Origin of the sequence: Gordonia mangrovi (assembly GCF_024734075.1) — a bacterium.
Lineage (GTDB): Bacteria > Actinomycetota > Actinomycetes > Mycobacteriales > Mycobacteriaceae > Gordonia > Gordonia mangrovi.
On sequence record NZ_CP102850.1, the window covers coordinates 1,709,077 to 1,728,020 of the forward strand.

The following is an 18,944-nucleotide window of genomic DNA, read 5'->3' on the forward strand; positions in this document are numbered from 1 at the left end:
GCCTACCGGTCGGCCCACTCACCGGCGTCGGTCAACGGATGGAAAAGGAATAGTCGAGCCCACCGAAGACGTTGCACAATCTTGACGTGTGTCCGGATCAGCCGTGACGGTGCGAGGGAGGTTGTGGGATGTTCATGATCGGCGTCATCGCTGCCTGCCTCGCAGCGATCGCCTACGGCATGTCCACCGTGTTGCGGGCCCTGGGTGCCCGACGTGTCGCGATGACGGCGCGTGCGGAGGGCGTCGAGGCGAAACACACCAACGCGGCCGGTGGGCCGTCGCTGCGATCAACCACCTCCACCTTCCTCGATCCGGCATTCATCCTCGGCACGATGATGGTGGTCGTCGGCTTCGCCGGCGGCGCACTCGCCGCCCGCTTCCTGCCACTGTTCCTGTCCCAGACAATCGTCTCGGCGAACCTCGTGGTCACAGCGCTGCTGGGCACGATCATGCTCAACATCGCGCTGCACACGCGCGACTGGATCGCGATCTGGCTCGTCGTCCTGTCGCTGTGTCTCCTCGGGATGTCAGCCGAACACCACACCGGCGGCGGCGAGAGCGCCGTCTTCCACTGGGAGTTGTTCGTCGCCACCCTCGGTCTGTGCGCGATCGCGTTGTTCTGCGTCTATCGGCTCGGCAAACACGCCGCGATCGTCGGCGGCGCGACCGCCGGACTGCTGTTCGGGGTGATCGCGATCGCCGTGCGCATCCTCGACGGTGTCGATCCCTTCGACCCCGTCGCCCTGATCATCGATCCGGCCGCCTGGACCATCGCCGTCGCGGGTGCGGTCGGATTCTTTGTACAGACCGTTGCGTTGCAGATCGGTGCGGTCAACGGGGTGACCGCGGTACTGGTGGTCGGCGAGACGGCCGGCCCCAGCCTGGTGGGCGTGCTGTTCCTCAATGACAACGCCAAACCCGGTCTCGGCTGGCTGGCGATCGTCGGTTTCGTCGGCGCCGTGGTGGGTGCGGTTCTGGTCGCCTGGTACGGCTCGGGCGATCCCGACCATTTCGGCGAGGCCCCGCCGCAGAAGGGCGGCTGGCGGCGCGGACGCGAGGACGCGTCGACACCGCAGCGCAGCGAATTCGACACCGACGACATCGACGCACCCCCACCCGGCAGCACCTCGTAGTCGGAAGTTCTGGCCGCACCTGCAGTGTCCGGCCGCACCTCCAGTTCCAAGCCGGAACCCGGAACTGCGGCCAGAACCTTCAGTCCTTCTTGCGGGTGCCGGGCAGCACGCCGGCGTCGATGACCGCCTTGACGTAGGGACGGGTGCGGTCGAGCAGGTCGTCGACGCCGCTGCCCGACCAGGCGGGCGCCGTGAGCGCGTCGGTCTCCGCCTCCATCTCCTGATAGAGGTCGACACCGGCCGCCGACAGCTCATGACCGGCATCGGTCCGGGTCGCCAGACCGCGGTCGACGAGCCGGTCCACCGAGCCCTCCCATGCTTCATCCGACCATCCCCGGGTCATCTGGACCCGTTTGCGGCCCAGCACCCGCCGGCGGATCGTGGGGTCGGGCAATTGGGCCTCATGGAAGACGACGGCGTCGAGCCCACCGAACTGGTGGTTGACGAGTACGGCGATGTGATTGTCGCCGCGCCACTCCCGGATGATCGCGATCGCGTGCCACAGCGCCACATGCGGAACGTCCGGAACCGCGGCGACACTCCACCCGGCGGCGAGCGGCCGCCCTCCCATCGGGAGCTCGGCGGCGATCTCCCGGTACCGCTTCTCGAGGTCTCGGATCTCGGCGTCGTCGACCCGGTCGCCGAGCACCGCACGCAGTTGCTCGTCGAGCATCTGATCGCGGCGTGCCGCCACCCGATCCAGCCCCACATCGCGTGCGGCCTGCCAGGCAGGCGTGATCACGTCCGCGGAGAAGTTGTAGAACGCCGCGGTGACCAGCGCGGCATCACAGTCACCCATCGGGGCTCCGCGCGCACCCACATAGAAGGCGCGACCGTCGAGTCCGGTGTCCTGCTGCGCCTCGCGCAGTCCCCGGTTGAAGTAGGCGAGGACGTGGAAGGGCTCGATGGTCTCGTAGGCCGTGCGGGCGGTCTGCTGGTCGGAGTCACCGACGGATGAGGTCATGTCGTCCACATTCGCGTTCGGTGCCGCAGCCTGTCAACCATTGCGCCGGGGCTTGGGCGCAATCCCTTCCGCGCACGCGACCGACCCGGTAGACCTTGAAGCATGGATGATCTCGAGTCGGTAAAACAGCTCAAGTACCGGTACTTGCGCGCCCTGGACACCAAGGACTGGGATGTGTTCGCCGAGACGCTCACCGTCGACGTCACCGGCGAGTACGGCTCGAGCCTACGCTTCGGCAACCGCGCCGAACTGGTCGAGTACATGCGCAGTTCGGTGGGTCCAGCGGTGATCACCGAACATCGCGTCACCCATCCGGAGATCGACATCGAGGGTGATTCCGCCACCGGCCGTTGGTATCTGCAGGACCGGGTCATCGTGCCCGATTTTCAGTTCATGCTGATCGGAGCGGCCTTCTACCGCGATCGATATCGTCGGACCGATCAGGGGTGGCGGATCTGCGCCACCGGCTATGACCGCACCTACGAGGCGAAGATGAGTCTGGCCGACGTGCCGAGTTTCGCTCTCGACGTCGGTCCCGCGATCCGGGTGTGACGCGATGTGGCGCCGTAGTGAGGTCTTCGCGAACCGATCCGAGGCGGGCGCCGCGCTCGGCAGGTTGCTGAGCGCCGACGCACAGCTGATGAAGTCGGCCGACCGCATCGTGGTGCTCGGCCTGGCCCGCGGCGGAGTACCCGTCGCCCGGGAGGTGGCCTCGGCGCTGGGCGCCCGGCTCGACGTCCTGGTGGTGCGCAAACTCGGGGCTCCGAATCACCCCGAGTACGCGATGGGGGCCATCGCGGCCGGCGAAATCGTCGTCAACGACGACGTGCCGCGCCGCCTCGGCGTGTCCGAGGAGCAGTTCCGCGAGATCGTGGAGCGCGAGGACCGCATCCGGGTCGACCGGGAGAGCCGGTATCGGCAAGGCCGCGAACCGCTGGCACTGAGCGGCAAGATCGTCGCCCTGGTCGACGACGGGCTCGCGACGGGGTCCACGATGGAGGTGGCGCTGAAGGCGGTGCGTGCCGCGGGAGCGGACTCCGCGATCGTCGCCGTTCCGACCGGTCCGCGCGACGTGCTCGACCGGTTCACCGACGACGACGCGGTCGACAAGGTGTTCTGCGTCAGCACGCCGGAGCCGTTCTACGCCGTCGGCGGTTCCTATGACGACTTCCGACAGGTGGACGACGACGAGGTCACGAGGTGCCTGAGTTCGCCTTGACCAGCAGCGCGGCGATCTCGGAGCGGTCGGCGACATCGAGTTTGGTGCAGGCCCGGTAGATGTGGCCCTCCACGGTGCGCACCGAGACCGTGAGACGGTGCGCTATCTCCTTGTTGGACAGGCCCGCCGCCACGAGATTGGCGATCTCACGTTCCCGGGTGGTCAGCGGCAACGGTTGCGCGGACTCCACCAGCGCCGGCGTTCGCAGCCCGCCGCATTCGGCCGCCAACCGATTGGCCACTGCCGCCGACGCCACGGTCGCCGCGCGGCCCCCGTCGGCCTCGTGCAACACGCTGGCCTGCGCCGCCGCGTCGGCGGCCGACAGCCGAAACCCCAGCTTCTCGAATTCTGTTGCGCACAAGTCGAGTTCGACGGCATCCCGGGACTCCAGCGCGCCCGCGTGGCGCGCGTAGAGCCCGGCGAGCGGGCCGTCGACCTGGCCGGCGAGTTCGCGCAACCGCTCGGCGCCGGACGGATCACCGAACCGCGCCGCCGAGTGCAGCGCCTCGGCCTCGATCGCGAACTGCGCGGCTTCGCGTGCTTCGACCGCGGCCCGCTGCGCGGTCTGCGCGGCCAGCGAGACAGTACCCGCCGACGCCTCCTGCCAGGCCTGCGAGATGGTGAGCATCGGCCCGAAGACCGCGATGTGGCGACCGAATCGGTCCTGCGCCGTGCGCAACGCCCGTTCGGCCGGTTCGGGTTGACCGCCGGCGCTGAGCGCCTGCACCAGATAGAACATCGCCGGATAGTTCCAGGATTCGGCCGCGCCACGACCACTGTCGAGGGTCGCCAGGGTCTGCTCCATCCGGCGCCCGACCGACACGCTGTCGCCACGGGCCATCTCGACCACCGACACCAGGATGCCGGCCATCCCCCAGCCCAGATACTGGCCGATGTTGGAGAACTGCACGTACCGGTCGGCGCGGGTGGCGGCTTCATCGAGCTGGCCGGTGAGCGTGAGCGCGAGGATCTCGCCGAAACCGGCGGGGAAGCGCAGCAGCCCGTCGGTCACGGCCTCGGCCACCCGGGCGCGCACGGCCAAGGCAGCGACCTCGGTGCCCCGCCCGGTCAGCGCGAGGGCGAGACTTCCGCCGAACACCGCCCACTCCACCGCCCACGGTGAGGGCTTGGGCGAGGTCAGCACCTCCTCTGCCAGGGCGATCGCGTCCTGCACGCGGTTCTCGAAGATCGCGCACGTCGACGCGATGCCCTTGACGACGAGAGCCAGATTGGGGTCGGTGACCTCCTCCTGCAGCATGTTCAGGACCTGATCGGCGCGGTCGGCGTCACCGATGGCCCAGAAGACGGTCGCGAACCGCAGGCCACCCCAGTAGATCTGCTCGATCTCGTTGAGGTCGTCGGCGCGGAATCCGCCCAGCACGTCGTCGGCCTCGGCGGCGAAACCCTGCCACATCAGCGACCGCGCCAAGGGTTCGGCGGCCCCGAAGCCGCTGCCCTCGGCGACCGCGGCGCGGGCGAAACGTTCACCGAGTGGGGCGTTGGCGAAAGCAAGGGCGTCGCGCGCCGCGGCACTCATGAGCCCGGAGTCCACCGCGACATCGCTTTCCAGCGCCAGGTCGGCCAGCCGGATCCGCTCGGCCGCGGTGTCGGTGCCCCGCGCCTGCAACGCCTTGACCAGCTTGCCGCGTAGCCGACGTGACGAGGCCAGCCCCAGCCGATGGCGGATGACCTCGCCGAACAGCGGGTGGTTGTACTGCACGTTGAGTCGGCGGCCGTCGCGCAGGATGCGCACCAGGCCGGCGATCTCGGCCTCCTCGACGGCTTCGTCGCCGGCGAGGTCGCCGAGGACGTCGATGTCGAGCGGTTCGCACAGTGCCAGGTATTTGAGGACGTTGAGCACCGAGTCGTCGAGCTGTTCGATCCGGCTCTCCAGCAACGAGGCGAGTTCGGAGGTGATGGCCGCGCGCCCGCGCAACTGCCAGATGCCATTGACCTGCCGCAGCGTGTTGGCCTGCCGGGCGCCCTCGACGAGGTGCCGCAAAAACAGCGCGTTGCCGCCCGAGGCCTCCCACATCAGATCGGCCGACAGCCCTTCGAGCTGACCGCCGAGCACCGACTCGATCAGTTCGACGCTCTGCTGTTTGCTGAACGGTGACAACGTGATCCGGGTGAGGTGGTTGTCTTTCCACAGCGATGTGACCGCGTCCGGGACGGTCTCCCCGGACCGGACGGTCGCGACGATGTGCACGGCGCGGTCGATGGCGAGCTGGTGCAGCAGTGTCGCGGAGAGTTCGTCGAGCAGATGCGCGTCGTCGACGCCGATCACCACGTTGCCGTCGGCCAGCAGCGATTCCCTTGCGGCCGCGAGGTAGGTGACCGGGTCGCTGGAGGTGGCCGGTCCGACGAGATGGGCGAACACGCCGAGGGGGATGCTGCGGGCGGATTCGGTACCGGCGACCCACCGCACGCCCCCGTCGAGGGCGGCCGTGACGTGCCGGGCCAACGTGGTCTTGCCGACACCTGAATCGCCGGTCAGCACAACGCCACACGCATTCGTCTCACCGCGCAGCGCGGCTTCGATGATGCGGAACTCTTTCTCGCGCTCGACCAGAGGCCAATCGGAGGACATGGCGGAGAGTTTAGTCTCACAGCCTTCGTCGGGACACAGGTCAGGGTGGGTAGCGGTACGGAGACATACCGACGTATGACACCGCTCAGGCGTCGCGGCGCTCGGTGGCGACGATGCCGAGCACGAAGATCACGACCGCGAACATCGCGAAATAGATCAGCGACCCATACACATTCCAGTGGTAGTCGGTGGCGCTGAGGTCGCCGTTGAGGAATCGGCTGCCGTTGGCGAACGGTAGGAAGGGGGCGATGTCGTCGCCGACTCTGGGCAGGATGGTCAGAATCGACTCCAACGCCAGATTCCAGATCAGAAGGATGACGATGGCACCCGCGGTGTGCCGGACGATCGCGCCCACGCCGAGTCCGATCAGCACATAGAGCGCGGCCAGCACGGCGGTCCCCCACAGTTGCCGGATCACGATGCTGTCGCCGATGTCGATGCCGACCGTGCTGCCTCCGGCGGCCTTTGCCACCGCGACACCCACGACGGCGAGCACCAGGCTCACCAGCAGCGCGAGCAGTCCGAAGACCGCCGCCTTCGCAATGAGCACCGTGGACCTCCTCGGCACGGCCTGGAAGGTGGTGCGTATGGTGCCGAAACGGTATTCGCTGGTCACGGCCAACACCGCCATGATCATCAGCACCAGCAGGCCGAAGGAATTGAGGCCGATGAGGGCGGTCCACGCCGCCTCGCCCGGTGTCGACGCCAGGGGGCCGCTGATGGTGGCACCGGTCACCAGAGCCAGACCGACGGTCAGCACCGCGACGATCGCGACACACCAGTAGGGCGAGCGGGTGGAGGTGAGTTTGATGCGCTCGGCATCCATGGCGGTGATCATCGCGGTCCTCCCTGTGCTGCGGGTCCGGCCGGACCGCCCCCGTGGTATTGGACCGCGCCCGCCGTCATCGTCATGAACACCTCTTCGAGTGAGGCGCCGGTACCGGTCAATTCGTGCAGTGCGATGCCGGCGTGCGCGGCGATGTCGCCGACCTGATCGGTGACCGCGTCGGCGACATCGAGCACCGGGCGTCCGTCGGGAGCCATCCCTGGGGTGACCCGCAGACCCGCCTCTGCCAGCACCCGATGCAGGTCGGGCAGTTGCGGGCTGCGGACGCGCACACTGCTGGCCGCTCGGCTGGTGAACTCGGCGACCGAACAGTCCGCGATCAGCTTGCCCTGCCCGATCACGACGAGGTGATCGGCGGTCAGCGACATCTCGGTGAGCAGGTGGCTCGACACCAGCACCGTCCGACCCTGTGCCGCCAGAGAGCGCATGAACCCACGAATCCAGACGATGCCCTCGGGGTCGAGGCCGTTGACCGGTTCGTCGAACAGCAGGGTATGTGGGTCGCCGAGCATCGCGCCCGCGAGTCCGAGGCGTTGCTTCATGCCGAGCGAGAAGCCGCCGGCACGTTTGGTCGCGACGGTCGAGAGCCCGACCGTGTCGAGGACCTCGTCGACGCGACGGCGCGGGATGCCGTTGGAGGCGGCCATCCAGCGCAGATGCGACCGGGCACTGCGGTTGGGATGGATCCAACTCGCGTCGAGCAATGCCCCGACCTGGCGCAGCGGGTGATCGAGGTCGCGGTAGGGCAGCCCGTTGATGGTGGCGGTGCCGGCGGTGGGCCGGTCGAGACCGAGCATCATTCGCATCGTGGTGGACTTGCCTGCGCCGTTGGGTCCGAGGAAACCGGTCACCATTCCCGGTCGAACCTCGAAAGTGAGGGCGTCGACGGCACGGACCTGCCCGAAGACCTTGGTCAGGTTCTCGACTGTGAGCACACCCCGACCTTAGTGGTGCTGTTCGTAAGTTCGTCCGGGGTATTCGGTGGACGAATTTTCGGACAGGACCACTTGGACATCCGGGCACGCGTTGCGGGCGTAGCGTGATGGCGTGCCGGTGACCTTCGTCGTTCTGTTGTGGCCCGTCGAGGGCCACGCCGATGAGCTTCACGCCTACGAAGACGACGTGCTCCGACTGGTGTCCGCGCACGGCGGACGGGTACTGGCGCGCGCCAGCCGCACCGACGATGATCCGTCCCGTCCGCTCGAAACCCAGATCATCGAGTTCGCCGATCGGGCCGGGTTCGATGCGTATATGGCCGATCCACACCGGATGTCGATGGCCGATCGACGCACGTCGTGTGTCGCGCGGACGGAGTTGTGGCCGGTCACCACCACCTGACGGATCAGGCAGCCTCCATCGGCATCAGCGCGGCGAGCAGCATGCGGGCCGCGGTGGCGATCAACGCCTCCCGATTCGAGCCTTCCGGCCGCAGCAACGCGATGCGCAGGCACAGGTTCGCGGTCGCGCCCATCGTCAGAAAGACGAGGTCGTCGAGCTCATTCGGGGCGAGGTCCGGCCGTAGCCGGGCAGGCAGGATGCGGGCCAACGGGATCAGGGGTTCTTCCACCTCCGCCCACGCGTCACCGAACTCCGCTTCCGCGGTTGAGTACGAGATGCGCAGAACCGGGTCGTGCTTCTCGAACGCGGCGGTCAGCGTCTCGACGATGGTGACCATCGCGGCCATCGGCTCGGCGTCCATCGCCCGTCCCACACCGGTGGCCAATGATGTGGTGATGTCGTGGATCGCCGTGGCCCGCAGCTCTTCGACAATCGCGTCGATGTCGGCGAAGTAGCGATAGACCGTGCCGATGCTGACGTGAGCGTGGTCGGCGATGTCCTGCGTCGTCGGCCGGGTTCCGGGACGCCGGGCAAGCAGGTCATTGGCGCTGGACAGAAGCCGTTTACGCATGTCAACGCTGCGATCCTGTTGCGGGCGGGCACGTTGGGAACCCTTCGGAGAGCGTCGTGCGGCACCGGTCATGAAAGTGAATAGTAAGTGAGGATTTCTCGTGTTTCACTGAAGTCGTGGAACTGCACCCTCCGAAAGACCTCGTGAACGCCGACCTCGCGATCGCGCGCTACGGCGACGACGGCGAACGGTGGCTGTCGGCGATGTGGCAGGGCGATGCGCTCGCCGACGCCGTGGTGAACGACGACTTCGTCGGGTCGTCGGCGACCGAGGCGGTTCGTACCGCACTCGAGCACGGCATCGATGCCGTCGACCATGCGCCCGAGTCGTTGCGTGCCCTCTTTGCGTTCCTCGACGACGAACCCGATTGGGTCGATCACACCCGTCTCGACCGCGCCGCCGATGCACTGATCCGCCACACTGCGTCGCTGGGCATCGTGCTGGCGGCCGCTTCCCTGCTGCGCGGCGCGGAGAACACCATCGCCGGAAAGCCCTTGGTGCAGACCGGCAGGTACGTGTCCATGCCCGCCATTCGCTCGGTCGAGGTGGGCGAATGGCTGCGTCAGGTGATCTCCCCCGGCGGAATGCGCCGCGACGGTGCAGGATTCGCCTACACCGTGCGCGTCCGGATCATCCACGCCCACGTCCGCCGCGGGCTGTCCCGATCCGGAACCTGGGATGAGGCGGCGTGGGGTGTGCCGATACCGCAGCCCTTCATGGCCTTCACGATGGCCGAGTTCGGACACATCGCGCTCGACGCCATGCATCGTCTCGGTGTGCGATTCTCCGACGCCGATCTCGATGCGATCTATCACCTGTGGCGCTATGTCGGACACGTGATCGGCATGACGCTCGACCTCAATCCGGTCGACGAGGCCGACCATGTGCGCATCGAGGAGCTCTACCGGCTGACCTCCCCCGGACCCGACGACAACGATCGCGAATTCGTGGTGGCGCTCACCGATGACTACCTCATCCCCGAGTTGGCCAATGCACTCCCCGGACCGCCGGCCGCACGCAGCGTCATCTCCACCCGGCTGGTCCACGGCCTGCAGCGAGTGTTCCTCGGCGACGATGCCGCCGACGCCCTCGGCGTACCGAACACCCGACTGAAGCACGTGATCCGAGCAACTGAACCCTTGATGGTCGGCTTCGGGCGGGTGAGGATGCGCATCGGCGGTGGACCGCAACAGGTCTCGCAGCGCGGCTATCGCATCCGCGATGAGGAGATGACCCGGATGCGGGCGGCGTACGGCGTCACCCATGAACTGGTCGACAACGCACCGGGTGAGCACGAGATCGCCGCCACCCGTGCGTCGGTTCACTAACTGCGCTTTCTGCGGCATCAAGCACAAACGGACCCGCCCGTACCGGCCGCAGACCAACGGGAAAGTCGAAGGGTTCAACCGCACCTTGGCCCTCGGAATGGGCCTGCGCCGAAACCTACTTATCCGAAATTGCGCGCCGCGACCTACCCAGACGAACTCGCTGCACGTTTGGGCGAATTGTCTTCTCGCGGTGATTTTTACCCGAAACGTGTAACTCCTGTGACTCCTGATCACCAAAGTCCACTGAAAAGTCCATTTCACTGCGTTTTCGTCCAAACCCTCTGTCGCAGAATAATTCTCACGACCGATTCCTTGACATCGAACACTCTTGCGATTACGTTGGAGTCATGAGAGCTTCGGGGGATCTCACCACCATCACCGATTCATTGCGTGAACTGTGTTTCGCCGACGACATGTCCGGGCGGGCGGCGTTCGACGCGATGACCGCGCTGGTGACAATGCGTAATCTGATCGAGCATCACGCCGCCACCGTGGTCGGCCATCTCGACCGGCTGGGGGTGGCCCGCGATCATGGCCGCAGGTTGAGTGAGTTGTTGATCGTGATGGGGCTCGCGCCGGCGGTCGCGTCCCGGCTGATCCGCATTGCGGGTGCGCGAGCCAAGTTGCCGACCCTGGCCGCCCATGCCGCCGACGGGGCTGTCTCGGCCGAACACGTGGATGCGGTGGGTAAAGGGGTCGAGCATGTCGAGAAAAGATCGGCGGAACCGATCGACGACCCGGCGCGTCTCAACATCGTGACCGACCTCCTCGCCCACTTCTTCTCCGGCGCCACGCCCGCCGAGATCGGCAAACACGCGCGTCGGCTGGGTAACCAGCAGGCCGAGGACACCGGTGGGCTCCCCGCCTGCGAGGACCGCAACCTCAATGCCCTCACCCACGACGTCGACGGTGACGGCCGCCTGCAGGTGCGCGCCGACCTCAACACCGACGTCGGCGAAAAATTCTCCGCCGCGATGGAGGAGTTGGCGGCACCCCGCCCCGAACCCGACGGCTCACCCGATGCCCGCAGCCCGGAGCGCCGCCACGCCGATGCACTCGAAGCCCTCTTGGATATCGCCGCCCGCAGCGGGGATGCCGCGTCCGCACCACGAACCCAGATGCTGGTGTCCGTGCCCGCCGACACCCCGGACCTGGCCGAACTACCGTTCATGGGGTCACTCACCGAAGCCACGTTGCGCACCCTGACCTGCGACACCACCGCGACCGTGGCGATCGTCGACGGTGAGCAGGTGCCGATGGAGATGAGTAAGGAGAAACGCCTGTTCCCGCCCCACCTACGCAAAGCCTTGCACAAGCGGGATCAGTGCTGCATCAAATGCGGAGTAGCGGCCACCCGCTGCCAAGGGCATCATCTCGTGCATTGGGCTGACGGTGGAATCACAGTGTTGGACAACGGATGTCTGCTGTGTCCGTCCTGTCACGCCGACATCCACCACAACGGATGGGAGGTGATCATGGGCCACGATCGACACCCCTGGCTCATCCCACCCACCACCGTCGACCCCAAACGGCAACCAATACCCGCCTACAACAGGCGCACGATGAATCTCGACAACCTGCCCGCCGCCGCCTGACAGCTCTGCTCGATCGTTTTCCGGAATAGACCCGTAGGCAACATTTCCCAGCACCCGGCCGCTGGCCGGGACCGCATCGGTACCTTGAGAACTCCATACCGCGCGGCGCCCTGCCGTTGTTCGAGTATCCCGCAGTCGGGTGGACTCGATGAGTACCGCCCGGCACCACGGGCTACTCGAGACGGGCTACTCGAGACGGGCTACTCGAGACGGGCTACTCGAGCAACGGTGGGGCCCACTGCGGGTTCCGCTGTTTTCGTGGCTCTCTGCACCCGGCGAGACGAGTTCAGCGGTTGCGCTGCGGTGAGGAGGCGTGCGCCCAGAAGCGTTTCGGGATACGACCGGCACCGGCGGCGTGGCGTCCGGCGATCACCGCGTGCCGCATCGCGGTGGCCATCCGCTCCGGGTCGTCGGCCCGCGTGACAGCCGAGGCCAGAAGGACGGCATCGCAACCGAGTTCCATTGCCAGGGCAGCGTCACTCGCGGTGCCGATACCGGCGTCGAGCACCACCGGAACCTGCGCGTCGGCGACGATCATCTCGATGTTGTGCGGATTCGCGATACCCAGGCCGGTACCGATCGGCGAGCCGAGGGGCATCACCGCCGCAACACCGAGATCCTGCAACCGTGCAGCAAGAACCGGGTCGTCGTTCGTATAGGCCAACACGGCGAATCCTTCGTCGACGAGGACCCGCGCCGCGTCGATCAGCTCGATCGGATCGGGCAGCAGCGTGCGTTCGTCGGACACCACTTCGAGTTTCACCCAGTGGGTTTCGACGGCTTCGCGGGCGAGTTGTGCGGTCAGCACGGCCTCGGCCGTCGTGTGGCACCCGGCGGTATTGGGCAGGATCGCAATGTCGAGACGGCGCAGCAACTCGATCATCCCGGTACGCGAATCAGGGCTGACCCGCCGCAACGCGACGGTCGTCAGCTCGGTGCCCGAAGCCACCAATGCACGCTCCAGGACGGCGAGATTCGCGATGCCGCCGGTCCCCATGATGAGCCGAGAGGTGAAGTCACGGTCCGCAATTCGCAGTGGTACGCCGAGACCGGCGGTTGTCGGGTCATCCGGCATCGCACTATCCACCCTGCACCGCCGTCACGATCTCGATGCCGGCGCCGGCACGCAGTGCCCTGCCCCAGCTGCCGCGAGGAACCACCACACCGTCGACCGCGACCGCGATACCCCGGTCCGGCAGGCCCATGGCGGTCACCAGATCGGCCACCGACGCATCGGTCCGCAGATCGGTGACCTCACCGTTGACTGTGACTGTCATCATCAGCTCTCTCCTCCGGTCGTGATGCCGATGGGGGTCGTGACACCGGTGTGGGTCGTCGCACCCGCAGAGCGGCCCACGCCGCCGCGGCCGAGCAAGGTCATCACCGCATCAGCGGTGTAGGGCGCCAACAGGATTCCGTTGCGTCCGTGGCCGGTGGCCACCACCACTCGCTCGTCGATCCGCCGGATGATCGGCAGCCCGTCGGCCGAACAGGGCCGCATGCCGGCGCCGGCCTCCACCAGCTCGTAGGTACGCAGCCCAGGCATGAGCTCGACCGCATCGGACAGCAGATCCGTCACGCCGCCGACCTCCGGGTCCGTACGGGTGGCGTCGAACGGTTCGTATTGGGTGGCACCGACAACCACTCCGTCATGGCGCGGCACCAGATACACCGACCGGCCGTGCATCCGCGCGCGCACCACATGCGCGGGCGGCGGCACCGACCATCGGGTGCGACGCAGCCGCAGGATCTCCCCCTTGGCCGCATGCAGCGACACCTCCGGTATCAGCGCGGACGTCCCCACACCGGCCGCGACGAGGATGGTGTCGGCCTCGACGTGGGCGAGGTCGTCGACGGGCCGGTCGATCACCTCACCGCCGGCGGCCAGCAGCGCCGTGCGTAGCGCATCCAGCAATCGACGGTTGTCGACCGCTCCCTCGCCGGTGGCCAGATAGCCACTGTGCAACCGGGAACTCAGTGCCGATTCGAGACGCCGGATCTCCGCCGGCCGGACCCGACGCAGGTCGTCGTGGGCGCGTGGCTGCCGCGCCCAGACGAAGTCGGCGAGGGTGTCGAGATGCTCGGCGTCGGCCGACGACGCCGCCACGAACAGCGAGTCCGACGCGGCCAGGACGTCGGGGGCACCGAGCCGGTCCAGCAGACCGGGCCAGCGTTGCACCGACTCCGTAGACATCGCCAGCAACTCGTCCTCGCCCGGGTGTCCTTCGCCGAGAGACCCGAGCATGCCCGCAGCCACCCACGCCGCGCGCCGGTCGGCGCCGGAGTCGAACACCCGTACCCGCCATCCGGTATCGGCGGCAGCCAATGCGCAGGTCAGACCGATCACACCGCCACCGACGACGGCGAGCAGGCCTGGTCGATCAGGATTGTCGGCACTCACGTCAGATCATCCTTCCTTCGCCGGCATTACCCGGATCAGGTCAAACGGTCAGCCGAGGATCGATCCGCACTCTCAGCCCGGCGTACCCCGGGGCTCCCGTGTCGTTCCACACCAGGCTACCGCCGCACCGGCGGCTCTCGCACAGCGGTGGCGACGAAGCCCTGCGCCGGGACCACTAGCGTGACCACCGTGACCGACATCCGACGCGCGACGACCGCGCGACTCGCCGACGCCCGTCTCTACCTGTGCACCGATGCCCGCCGCGAACGTGGCGACCTCGTCGACTTCGTGTCCGCGGCAGTCGCCGGCGGCGTCGACATCATCCAGTTGCGTGACAAGGGCTCGCCCGGGGAGGCGCGTTTCGGCTCGCTGGAGGCCCGGGAGGAACTCGAGATCCTGGCCCGGATGCGCGAGATCGCGCACGCTCACGGCGCGTTGTTGTCGGTCAACGACCGCGCCGATGTCGCCACCCTGGCCGGTGCCGACGTCCTGCACGTGGGCCAGGGCGATCTGCCCGCGGCCCTGGCCCGTCAGGTCGCCGGCGACCACATCGCGATCGGCATCTCCACCCATGACTCGGCACAGCTGCGGGCCGCCGTCGCCGACGACGACGTCGACTACTTCTGTGTCGGCCCGTGCTGGCCCACGCCGACCAAACCCGGCCGTAGCGCGCCCGGCCTCGACCTGGTGCGGGAAGCCGCCGCGACGGCGCCGAAGAAACCGTGGTTCGCCATCGGCGGTATCGACGCAGACCGGATCGCGGCGGTGACCGACGCCGGGGCGCGCCGGGTGGTGGTGGTCCGGGCGATCACGGGCGCCGACGATCCGCGGACAGCAGCCACGCAGCTGCGGGCCACGCTGTAGTCCCCGTGCTGTAGTCCCCGTGCGGTAGTCCCCACCCTGGAGTCCGCTCCGTTGCGCCGACAACTCGGTTGCCGCGTCCCATCGGGGCGGTCTATGGTTGTCGCCATCATGTTGTGCATGCAGAACGCGCTCGTAGCCCGCCGCAGCGGGGTCTGAATCTGACCGACCCCCCGCTGCGGGGTCGTTGCGCCATCTGCCCGTCGGTCTCCCTTCGACCGATTCGGCGAACACCATGCACACCCTCAGCACCACCACCCCACCATCCGACCCGTTCGCGGCCCGTTTCGGCCGCCCGCTGCCCCCCGGTATCCGCGCGGAGGCAGCCGGCCTGAGCTGGGAAGACTTTCTCGACGAGTACGCCCCGACGGGGGCGATCCGCCTGGGCACCTGGTCGGTCCGCCGCGCCCGGCAGGACATGGTCACCTGTCAGGCAACCTTCGCCCACACCGACCGCATCATCTCGTTGCAGGCCACCGCGGCCGGCACGATCGGGGCCATGACGTCGATGCTGCACGACATCGGTGCGCCGGTGCAGATCGTCGGGCTCCACCAACGGGAGATCGCCGGCACCGTCACCACATTCCTGCTGTGCGAACACGACGATCGCCGCTGCTGGGCCTACGGCACCGGTCCGACGCCCGATGAGTCCAACGTCCGTGCCCTGGTCGCCGGGGCGAACCGGCTACGGCTGGCCCGGTGAACCGGCGATGGCATCGGATACGTCAGCTGCGCGGATCCAGAACGTTGATGCGTTCCTGCAACATCGGCCAGGCGTTCCCGAAACCCGGATGCAACGGCAGTCCGATCACGTCACCTTCGGGCACCCACCGCAACTCCGCGGATTCGAAGTTCGCGATGGTGTGGATCGGATGATCGACCTCGGCGATCACGGTGGTGTACGTCCAGCCGCTGGGGGCCTGATGGGTGACGATCGCCGCGACCACCCGCAGCTCGCTGTCACCGATGCCGGCTTCCTCGTCGGCTTCGCGGATCGCGGTGTCGATCGCACTCTCGTGGCTGTCGCGGGCGCCGCCGGGCAGACCCCAGGTACCCCCCTGGTGCGACCACACCGCACGGTGCTGCAGCAGGATCCCGGTGGAACCGTCGGCCAGCGGCGCGCGCAGCAGCAAGCCCGCCGCACCGTTCCGCCCCCAGTAGCGCGAACCGTCCGGATCGACCACCCAACCGTCGCCGTCTCCCCGCACCCTGCCTCCTGCTGTTCGTCGTCACCCCGACACTCCAAACGTGCCGCCCGGACGTCGTCCACCGTATGTGAGCCCGGCTGGACTGGCCAGAGCGCGAACGCGGAATTCACCCCGCCGATGACCCGATGTGCCAACACATCGAGAAGTGCGAGGACACGGCGTCCCACGACGAGCCGGGCCTGCGGCCGGGGACTAGGGTTGAGGCAGATGGTGGGACCGTCGGACCGACGTTCGCCATGGGGGCGACCGCAACGGGCGACCTCGTTGGAACGGCACCGGCAGCCTTGGCGCTCCGCGTCTTCGACGGGGAGCGAAACATCTGCACTGCCCGCTCCGACAGACAAGGTGGAGACCCGTGAACCCGACGCCGGCGCGACCGGCACGATCGGAGAGTGACGCCGGAATTATGGAGAGTTCGGAAGGAACCTGACGTGACCGGCGACGTCTCGCACATGAGGACCGCGCTCACGCGAGCGGGCCGGACGATCCGGCCCAGTCCCACGGCGCCTCCGATCCGTCAGGTGCTCTCCGATCGTCGCAGCCTGGGCACGTCGACACGCGCACGGGCCCAGTCGCCGCTGACGACGTTGCGGCACTACGCGGTGACCAGTCCGGGGAAACTCATTCTGATCCTGGTGGTGCTCGCGGTCTCGTGTGTGGCGACCGGCCTGTACGCCTCGACAACGCTCGAGGATCGCACCCAGACGCTTCGACTGATGATCGATCGGACCGAACCACTCGCCGAGGCCTCCCAGGTGCTCTACAGCTCTCTGTCGATCGCCGACGCGTCGGCGAACTCGGCATTCATCTCCGGCGGCCTGGAGTCACCGGAACTGCGCACGCGGTACGCCGATGCGCTGGCCACCGCGTCGTCGTCGCTGATCATCGCGGCCGGTTCGTCGGAGGAGATCGAGAAGACCACCAGTGCGGCCGCTGCCCGCGAGATCGACTCGGATCTCAACACCCTCGCCATCAGTATCCCGGTCTACAGCGGTTTGGTGGAGGTCGCCCGGACCAACAACAGACTCGGCAATCCGGTCGGCTCGGCGTATCTCGGCGAGGCCTCGACGATGATGCAGGAGGAGATCCTGCCGGCCGCCCAGCGCCTGTACCAGCGGCGTTCGATGGCGATCGCCGACCCGCAGAGCGCACTGACCCGACCACCGTGGGGTGTGTACATCGCGCTGCTCGCATTGATCGTCGGGCTAGTGGCCACCAGCCGCTACCTGGTGAAGAGAACCCGACGCCGGTTCAACGTCGGCGTGCTGTCGGCGCTGATCGCCGTCGTCGTCGGGACGGTGTGGCTGCTGATCTCGGGATTGATGTCGGTGGCGGCGACCAACAACGCGCGCGTCGACGGTGCCGCTCCGCTACGCGAACTCACCTCCGCGCGCATCCTGACCCAGCAGGCCCGGTCGGCGGAGACGCTGTCCCTGGTCCGGCGTGGCGACCAGGAGGATCAGGACCGCACATTCACCGACACCACCGCCGCGATCGAGCGACTGATCGACCGGGTGGAACAGGAGCGCGGAGATTCCAGCGTCGTCACCGACGCGCAGCTCTACAACGCCAACTACGTGCTCGACCGCTGGCGCGAAGTCGACGCGCAGGTCCGCCAGGAGATGGCGGCAGGCGATTTCGCCCGAGCACGCACCATGACCGTGGGCGACGGACGCAACACCACCGCGCAGGCCTACCGCGATCTCGACCGCGCGCTCGTCGACAGCATCACCACGACTCGGCTGGCGTTCCGCGACGACATCAACACCGCCCAACGTGTCCTCGGTTTCACCGGCGCCGGCATCCTCGGACTGACATTGTTCGCCGCCGCGGCAGTGGTGATCGGACTGATCCCTCGAATCCGGGAGTACCGATGAACGATCGGTGTGGGGTTCGGGTGCGGATCAAGCGGCTGACGACGTCGGCCGTGCTGATCCTCGCAGTCGGCGCCGCCGCCATCGGATGCGCCCGCTTCCCTGCCCCGGAATCGCCGCCTCCGGTGGCATTCGGGGCGCGTCCGTTGCCGCCCGGCGCGCAAACCGACGTGCCCGAGGAACCGGTGCCGAGCTTTCAGAACTGCGACGCGACGGTCAGTCTGCGTCCGGGCCCGATGCCGCCGCCCGCCCAGATGCCGCAGGGCAGCACGATGGCCGACATCCTCGAGAACGGACGACTCATCGTCGGGCTCGACATCGGCAGCAACCTGTTCAGTTTCCGCGACCCGATCAGCGGCGACATCCAGGGGTTCGACGTCGACATCGCCCGCGCGATCGCGCGGGCCATCTTCGGTGACGAGGCCACCATCGAGTTCCGGGTGCTCAGTTCCGCCGACCGCACCGAGGCCCTCGCCGACCATTCCGTCGACGTGGTGGTCAAGACGATGAGCATCACCTGCGACCGGCTGGAGGAGGTGTCGTTCTCGACCCCGTACTACGTGGCGTATCAGCGGATTCTGTCGACCCGCAATTCCGGGGTCACCGGCCCGCGCCACCTCATCGGCAAACGGGTCTGCGCCGCTCGGGGTGCCACCTCCATCGGCCGCATTCAGGCCATCGTGCCGCGTGTCAGAATGGTCACCACCACCACGTGGGCCGACTGTCTGGTGATGATGCAGCAGGGCCAGGCCGACGCGGTCAGCACCGACGACGCCATCCTCGCCGGACTTGCCGAGCAGGACCCGTGGGTCGAACTCGTGGGGCCCAGTCTCGGTGCGGAGTACTACGGCGTCGGCATCCCGCAGGGCCAGGACGACATGGTGCGCTTCGTCAACGGGGTGCTCGATCAACTCCGCAGCAGCGGGCAGTGGCAGCAGATGTACGAGCGCTGGTTGTCGATCCTGGGGCCCAGCAACGGACCTCCCCAACCGGTCTACCGAGATTGACGATGGCC

General features: G+C 67.7%; 19 protein-coding genes and 1 pseudogene. 11 read left to right on the plus strand and 9 right to left on the minus strand.

Annotation, left to right across the window (positions count from 1 at the left end; all coding sequences use genetic code 11):
• Positions 1-128 precede the first annotated feature (128 nt).
• On the plus strand, positions 129-1,133 hold the full coding sequence (locus NWF22_RS07790; RefSeq protein ID WP_233751786.1) for a DMT family transporter: 1,005 nt from the start codon (positions 129-131) through the stop codon (positions 1,131-1,133).
• A gap of 79 nt (positions 1,134-1,212) precedes the next feature.
• Here the strand turns inward: NWF22_RS07790 and NWF22_RS07795 are convergent, their stop codons facing one another.
• Complete coding sequence (locus NWF22_RS07795; RefSeq protein ID WP_160903853.1) at positions 1,213-2,097, minus strand: SCO6745 family protein; 885 nt, start codon at positions 2,095-2,097, stop codon at positions 1,213-1,215.
• Between the two features lie 102 nt (positions 2,098-2,199).
• Between NWF22_RS07795 and NWF22_RS07800 the strand changes: the two genes are divergently transcribed.
• Both NWF22_RS07800 and NWF22_RS07805 read left to right on the plus strand, forming a co-directional pair.
• Positions 2,200-2,649 (plus strand): nuclear transport factor 2 family protein, encoded by a 450-nt coding sequence (locus NWF22_RS07800; RefSeq protein ID WP_160903854.1) that lies wholly within the window; start codon positions 2,200-2,202, stop codon positions 2,647-2,649.
• A 4-nt stretch (positions 2,650-2,653) separates the two neighbouring features.
• On the plus strand, positions 2,654-3,316 hold the full coding sequence (locus tag NWF22_RS07805; protein WP_160903855.1) for a phosphoribosyltransferase: 663 nt from the start codon (positions 2,654-2,656) through the stop codon (positions 3,314-3,316).
• On the opposite strand, the gene NWF22_RS07810 is transcribed toward NWF22_RS07805, so the two are convergent.
• The 3 genes from NWF22_RS07810 to NWF22_RS07820 all read right to left on the minus strand — a co-directional run bounded on the left by NWF22_RS07810 (position 3,291) and on the right by NWF22_RS07820 (position 7,688).
• The gene (locus NWF22_RS07810; protein WP_160903856.1) at positions 3,291-5,906 is read right to left on the minus strand and encodes a LuxR C-terminal-related transcriptional regulator; all 2,616 of its coding nucleotides are present in this window, start codon (positions 5,904-5,906) and stop codon (positions 3,291-3,293) included. The two genes, NWF22_RS07805 and NWF22_RS07810, sit on opposite strands and share 26 nt — an antisense overlap.
• A gap of 85 nt (positions 5,907-5,991) precedes the next feature.
• Positions 5,992-6,744 carry an ABC transporter permease gene (locus NWF22_RS07815; RefSeq protein ID WP_160903857.1) on the minus strand — a complete coding sequence of 251 codons (753 nt, stop codon included), beginning with the start codon at positions 6,742-6,744 and terminating at the stop codon, positions 5,992-5,994.
• Positions 6,741-7,688, minus strand: a complete 948-nt coding sequence (locus tag NWF22_RS07820; RefSeq protein WP_160903858.1) for an ABC transporter ATP-binding protein — start codon at positions 7,686-7,688, stop codon at positions 6,741-6,743. Before NWF22_RS07820 ends, NWF22_RS07815 begins: the two co-directional genes overlap by 4 nt.
• Positions 7,689-7,800: 112 nt before the next feature.
• Here NWF22_RS07820 and NWF22_RS07825 point away from each other — a divergent pair, with 112 nt between their 5' ends.
• The gene (locus NWF22_RS07825; RefSeq protein WP_160903859.1) at positions 7,801-8,091 is read left to right on the plus strand and encodes a DUF1330 domain-containing protein; all 291 of its coding nucleotides are present in this window, start codon (positions 7,801-7,803) and stop codon (positions 8,089-8,091) included.
• Positions 8,092-8,095: 4 nt separating this feature from the next.
• Here NWF22_RS07825 and NWF22_RS07830 read toward each other — a convergent pair whose 3' ends face one another.
• Entirely contained in the window at positions 8,096-8,662 is a 567-nt protein-coding gene (locus NWF22_RS07830; RefSeq protein WP_160903996.1) for a TetR/AcrR family transcriptional regulator, read from the minus strand.
• Between the two features lie 116 nt (positions 8,663-8,778).
• Between NWF22_RS07830 and NWF22_RS07835 the strand changes: the two genes are divergently transcribed.
• The 3 genes and pseudogenes from NWF22_RS07835 to NWF22_RS07845 all read left to right on the plus strand — a co-directional run bounded on the left by NWF22_RS07835 (position 8,779) and on the right by NWF22_RS07845 (position 11,585).
• Positions 8,779-9,990: an oxygenase MpaB family protein gene (locus NWF22_RS07835; protein ID WP_160903860.1), complete on the plus strand. Its 1,212-nt coding sequence runs from the start codon at positions 8,779-8,781 to the stop codon at positions 9,988-9,990.
• A gap of 16 nt (positions 9,991-10,006) precedes the next feature.
• Positions 10,007-10,130 (plus strand): annotated as a pseudogene (locus NWF22_RS07840) (integrase core domain-containing protein); the annotation flags it as partial.
• A 207-nt stretch (positions 10,131-10,337) separates the two neighbouring features.
• The gene (locus NWF22_RS07845; RefSeq protein WP_160903861.1) at positions 10,338-11,585 is read left to right on the plus strand and encodes an HNH endonuclease; all 1,248 of its coding nucleotides are present in this window, start codon (positions 10,338-10,340) and stop codon (positions 11,583-11,585) included.
• 286 nt (positions 11,586-11,871) lie between these two features.
• Here NWF22_RS07845 and NWF22_RS07850 read toward each other — a convergent pair whose 3' ends face one another.
• From NWF22_RS07850 to thiO, 3 genes are read right to left on the minus strand one after another with little or no spacing between them, the layout of a single operon-like run.
• Positions 11,872-12,660 carry a thiazole synthase gene (locus tag NWF22_RS07850; RefSeq protein ID WP_160903862.1) on the minus strand — a complete coding sequence of 263 codons (789 nt, stop codon included), beginning with the start codon at positions 12,658-12,660 and terminating at the stop codon, positions 11,872-11,874.
• 4 nt (positions 12,661-12,664) lie between these two features.
• Positions 12,665-12,862: a sulfur carrier protein ThiS gene (gene thiS, locus NWF22_RS07855; protein ID WP_160903997.1), complete on the minus strand. Its 198-nt coding sequence runs from the start codon at positions 12,860-12,862 to the stop codon at positions 12,665-12,667.
• A 2-nt stretch (positions 12,863-12,864) separates the two neighbouring features.
• The gene (gene thiO, locus NWF22_RS07860; RefSeq protein WP_160903863.1) at positions 12,865-13,986 is read right to left on the minus strand and encodes a glycine oxidase ThiO; all 1,122 of its coding nucleotides are present in this window, start codon (positions 13,984-13,986) and stop codon (positions 12,865-12,867) included.
• Positions 13,987-14,175: 189 nt separating this feature from the next.
• Between thiO and thiE the strand changes: the two genes are divergently transcribed.
• Positions 14,176-14,850 carry a thiamine phosphate synthase gene (thiE, locus tag NWF22_RS07865; protein WP_258321355.1) on the plus strand — a complete coding sequence of 225 codons (675 nt, stop codon included), beginning with the start codon at positions 14,176-14,178 and terminating at the stop codon, positions 14,848-14,850.
• Positions 14,851-15,082: 232 nt separating this feature from the next.
• Positions 15,083-15,550, plus strand: a complete 468-nt coding sequence (locus NWF22_RS07870; protein WP_309249737.1) for a 2-isopropylmalate synthase — start codon at positions 15,083-15,085, stop codon at positions 15,548-15,550.
• A 22-nt stretch (positions 15,551-15,572) separates the two neighbouring features.
• Here the strand turns inward: NWF22_RS07870 and NWF22_RS07875 are convergent, their stop codons facing one another.
• The gene (locus tag NWF22_RS07875; protein ID WP_160903865.1) at positions 15,573-16,055 is read right to left on the minus strand and encodes an NUDIX hydrolase; all 483 of its coding nucleotides are present in this window, start codon (positions 16,053-16,055) and stop codon (positions 15,573-15,575) included.
• A gap of 431 nt (positions 16,056-16,486) precedes the next feature.
• On the opposite strand from NWF22_RS07875, the gene NWF22_RS07880 reads away from it, so the two are divergent.
• Complete coding sequence (locus tag NWF22_RS07880; RefSeq protein WP_160903866.1) at positions 16,487-17,932, plus strand: GlnX family signal transduction membrane protein; 1,446 nt, start codon at positions 16,487-16,489, stop codon at positions 17,930-17,932.
• Positions 17,929-18,936 carry a glutamate ABC transporter substrate-binding protein gene (locus tag NWF22_RS07885; RefSeq protein WP_160903867.1) on the plus strand — a complete coding sequence of 336 codons (1,008 nt, stop codon included), beginning with the start codon at positions 17,929-17,931 and terminating at the stop codon, positions 18,934-18,936. Before NWF22_RS07880 ends, NWF22_RS07885 begins: the two co-directional genes overlap by 4 nt.
• The last annotated feature ends 8 nt before the right edge of the window (positions 18,937-18,944 follow it).

Coding starts and splice junctions, on each gene's coding strand:
- NWF22_RS07815 (WP_160903857.1), bottom strand. CDS start 6,744: ATGATCACCGCCATGGATGCCGAGCGCATCAAACTCACCTCCACCCGC.
- NWF22_RS07800 (WP_160903854.1), top strand. CDS start 2,200: ATGGATGATCTCGAGTCGGTAAAACAGCTCAAGTACCGGTACTTGCGC.
- NWF22_RS07885 (WP_160903867.1), top strand. CDS start 17,929: ATGAACGATCGGTGTGGGGTTCGGGTGCGGATCAAGCGGCTGACGACG.
- NWF22_RS07830 (WP_160903996.1), bottom strand. CDS start 8,662: ATGCGTAAACGGCTTCTGTCCAGCGCCAATGACCTGCTTGCCCGGCGT.
- thiS (WP_160903997.1), bottom strand. CDS start 12,862: ATGACAGTCACAGTCAACGGTGAGGTCACCGATCTGCGGACCGATGCG.
- NWF22_RS07845 (WP_160903861.1), top strand. CDS start 10,338: ATGAGAGCTTCGGGGGATCTCACCACCATCACCGATTCATTGCGTGAA.
- NWF22_RS07810 (WP_160903856.1), bottom strand. CDS start 5,906: ATGTCCTCCGATTGGCCTCTGGTCGAGCGCGAGAAAGAGTTCCGCATC.
- NWF22_RS07870 (WP_309249737.1), top strand. CDS start 15,083: ATGCACACCCTCAGCACCACCACCCCACCATCCGACCCGTTCGCGGCC.
- NWF22_RS07805 (WP_160903855.1), top strand. CDS start 2,654: ATGTGGCGCCGTAGTGAGGTCTTCGCGAACCGATCCGAGGCGGGCGCC.
- NWF22_RS07850 (WP_160903862.1), bottom strand. CDS start 12,660: ATGCCGGATGACCCGACAACCGCCGGTCTCGGCGTACCACTGCGAATT.
- NWF22_RS07790 (WP_233751786.1), top strand. CDS start 129: ATGTTCATGATCGGCGTCATCGCTGCCTGCCTCGCAGCGATCGCCTAC.
- NWF22_RS07795 (WP_160903853.1), bottom strand. CDS start 2,097: ATGACCTCATCCGTCGGTGACTCCGACCAGCAGACCGCCCGCACGGCC.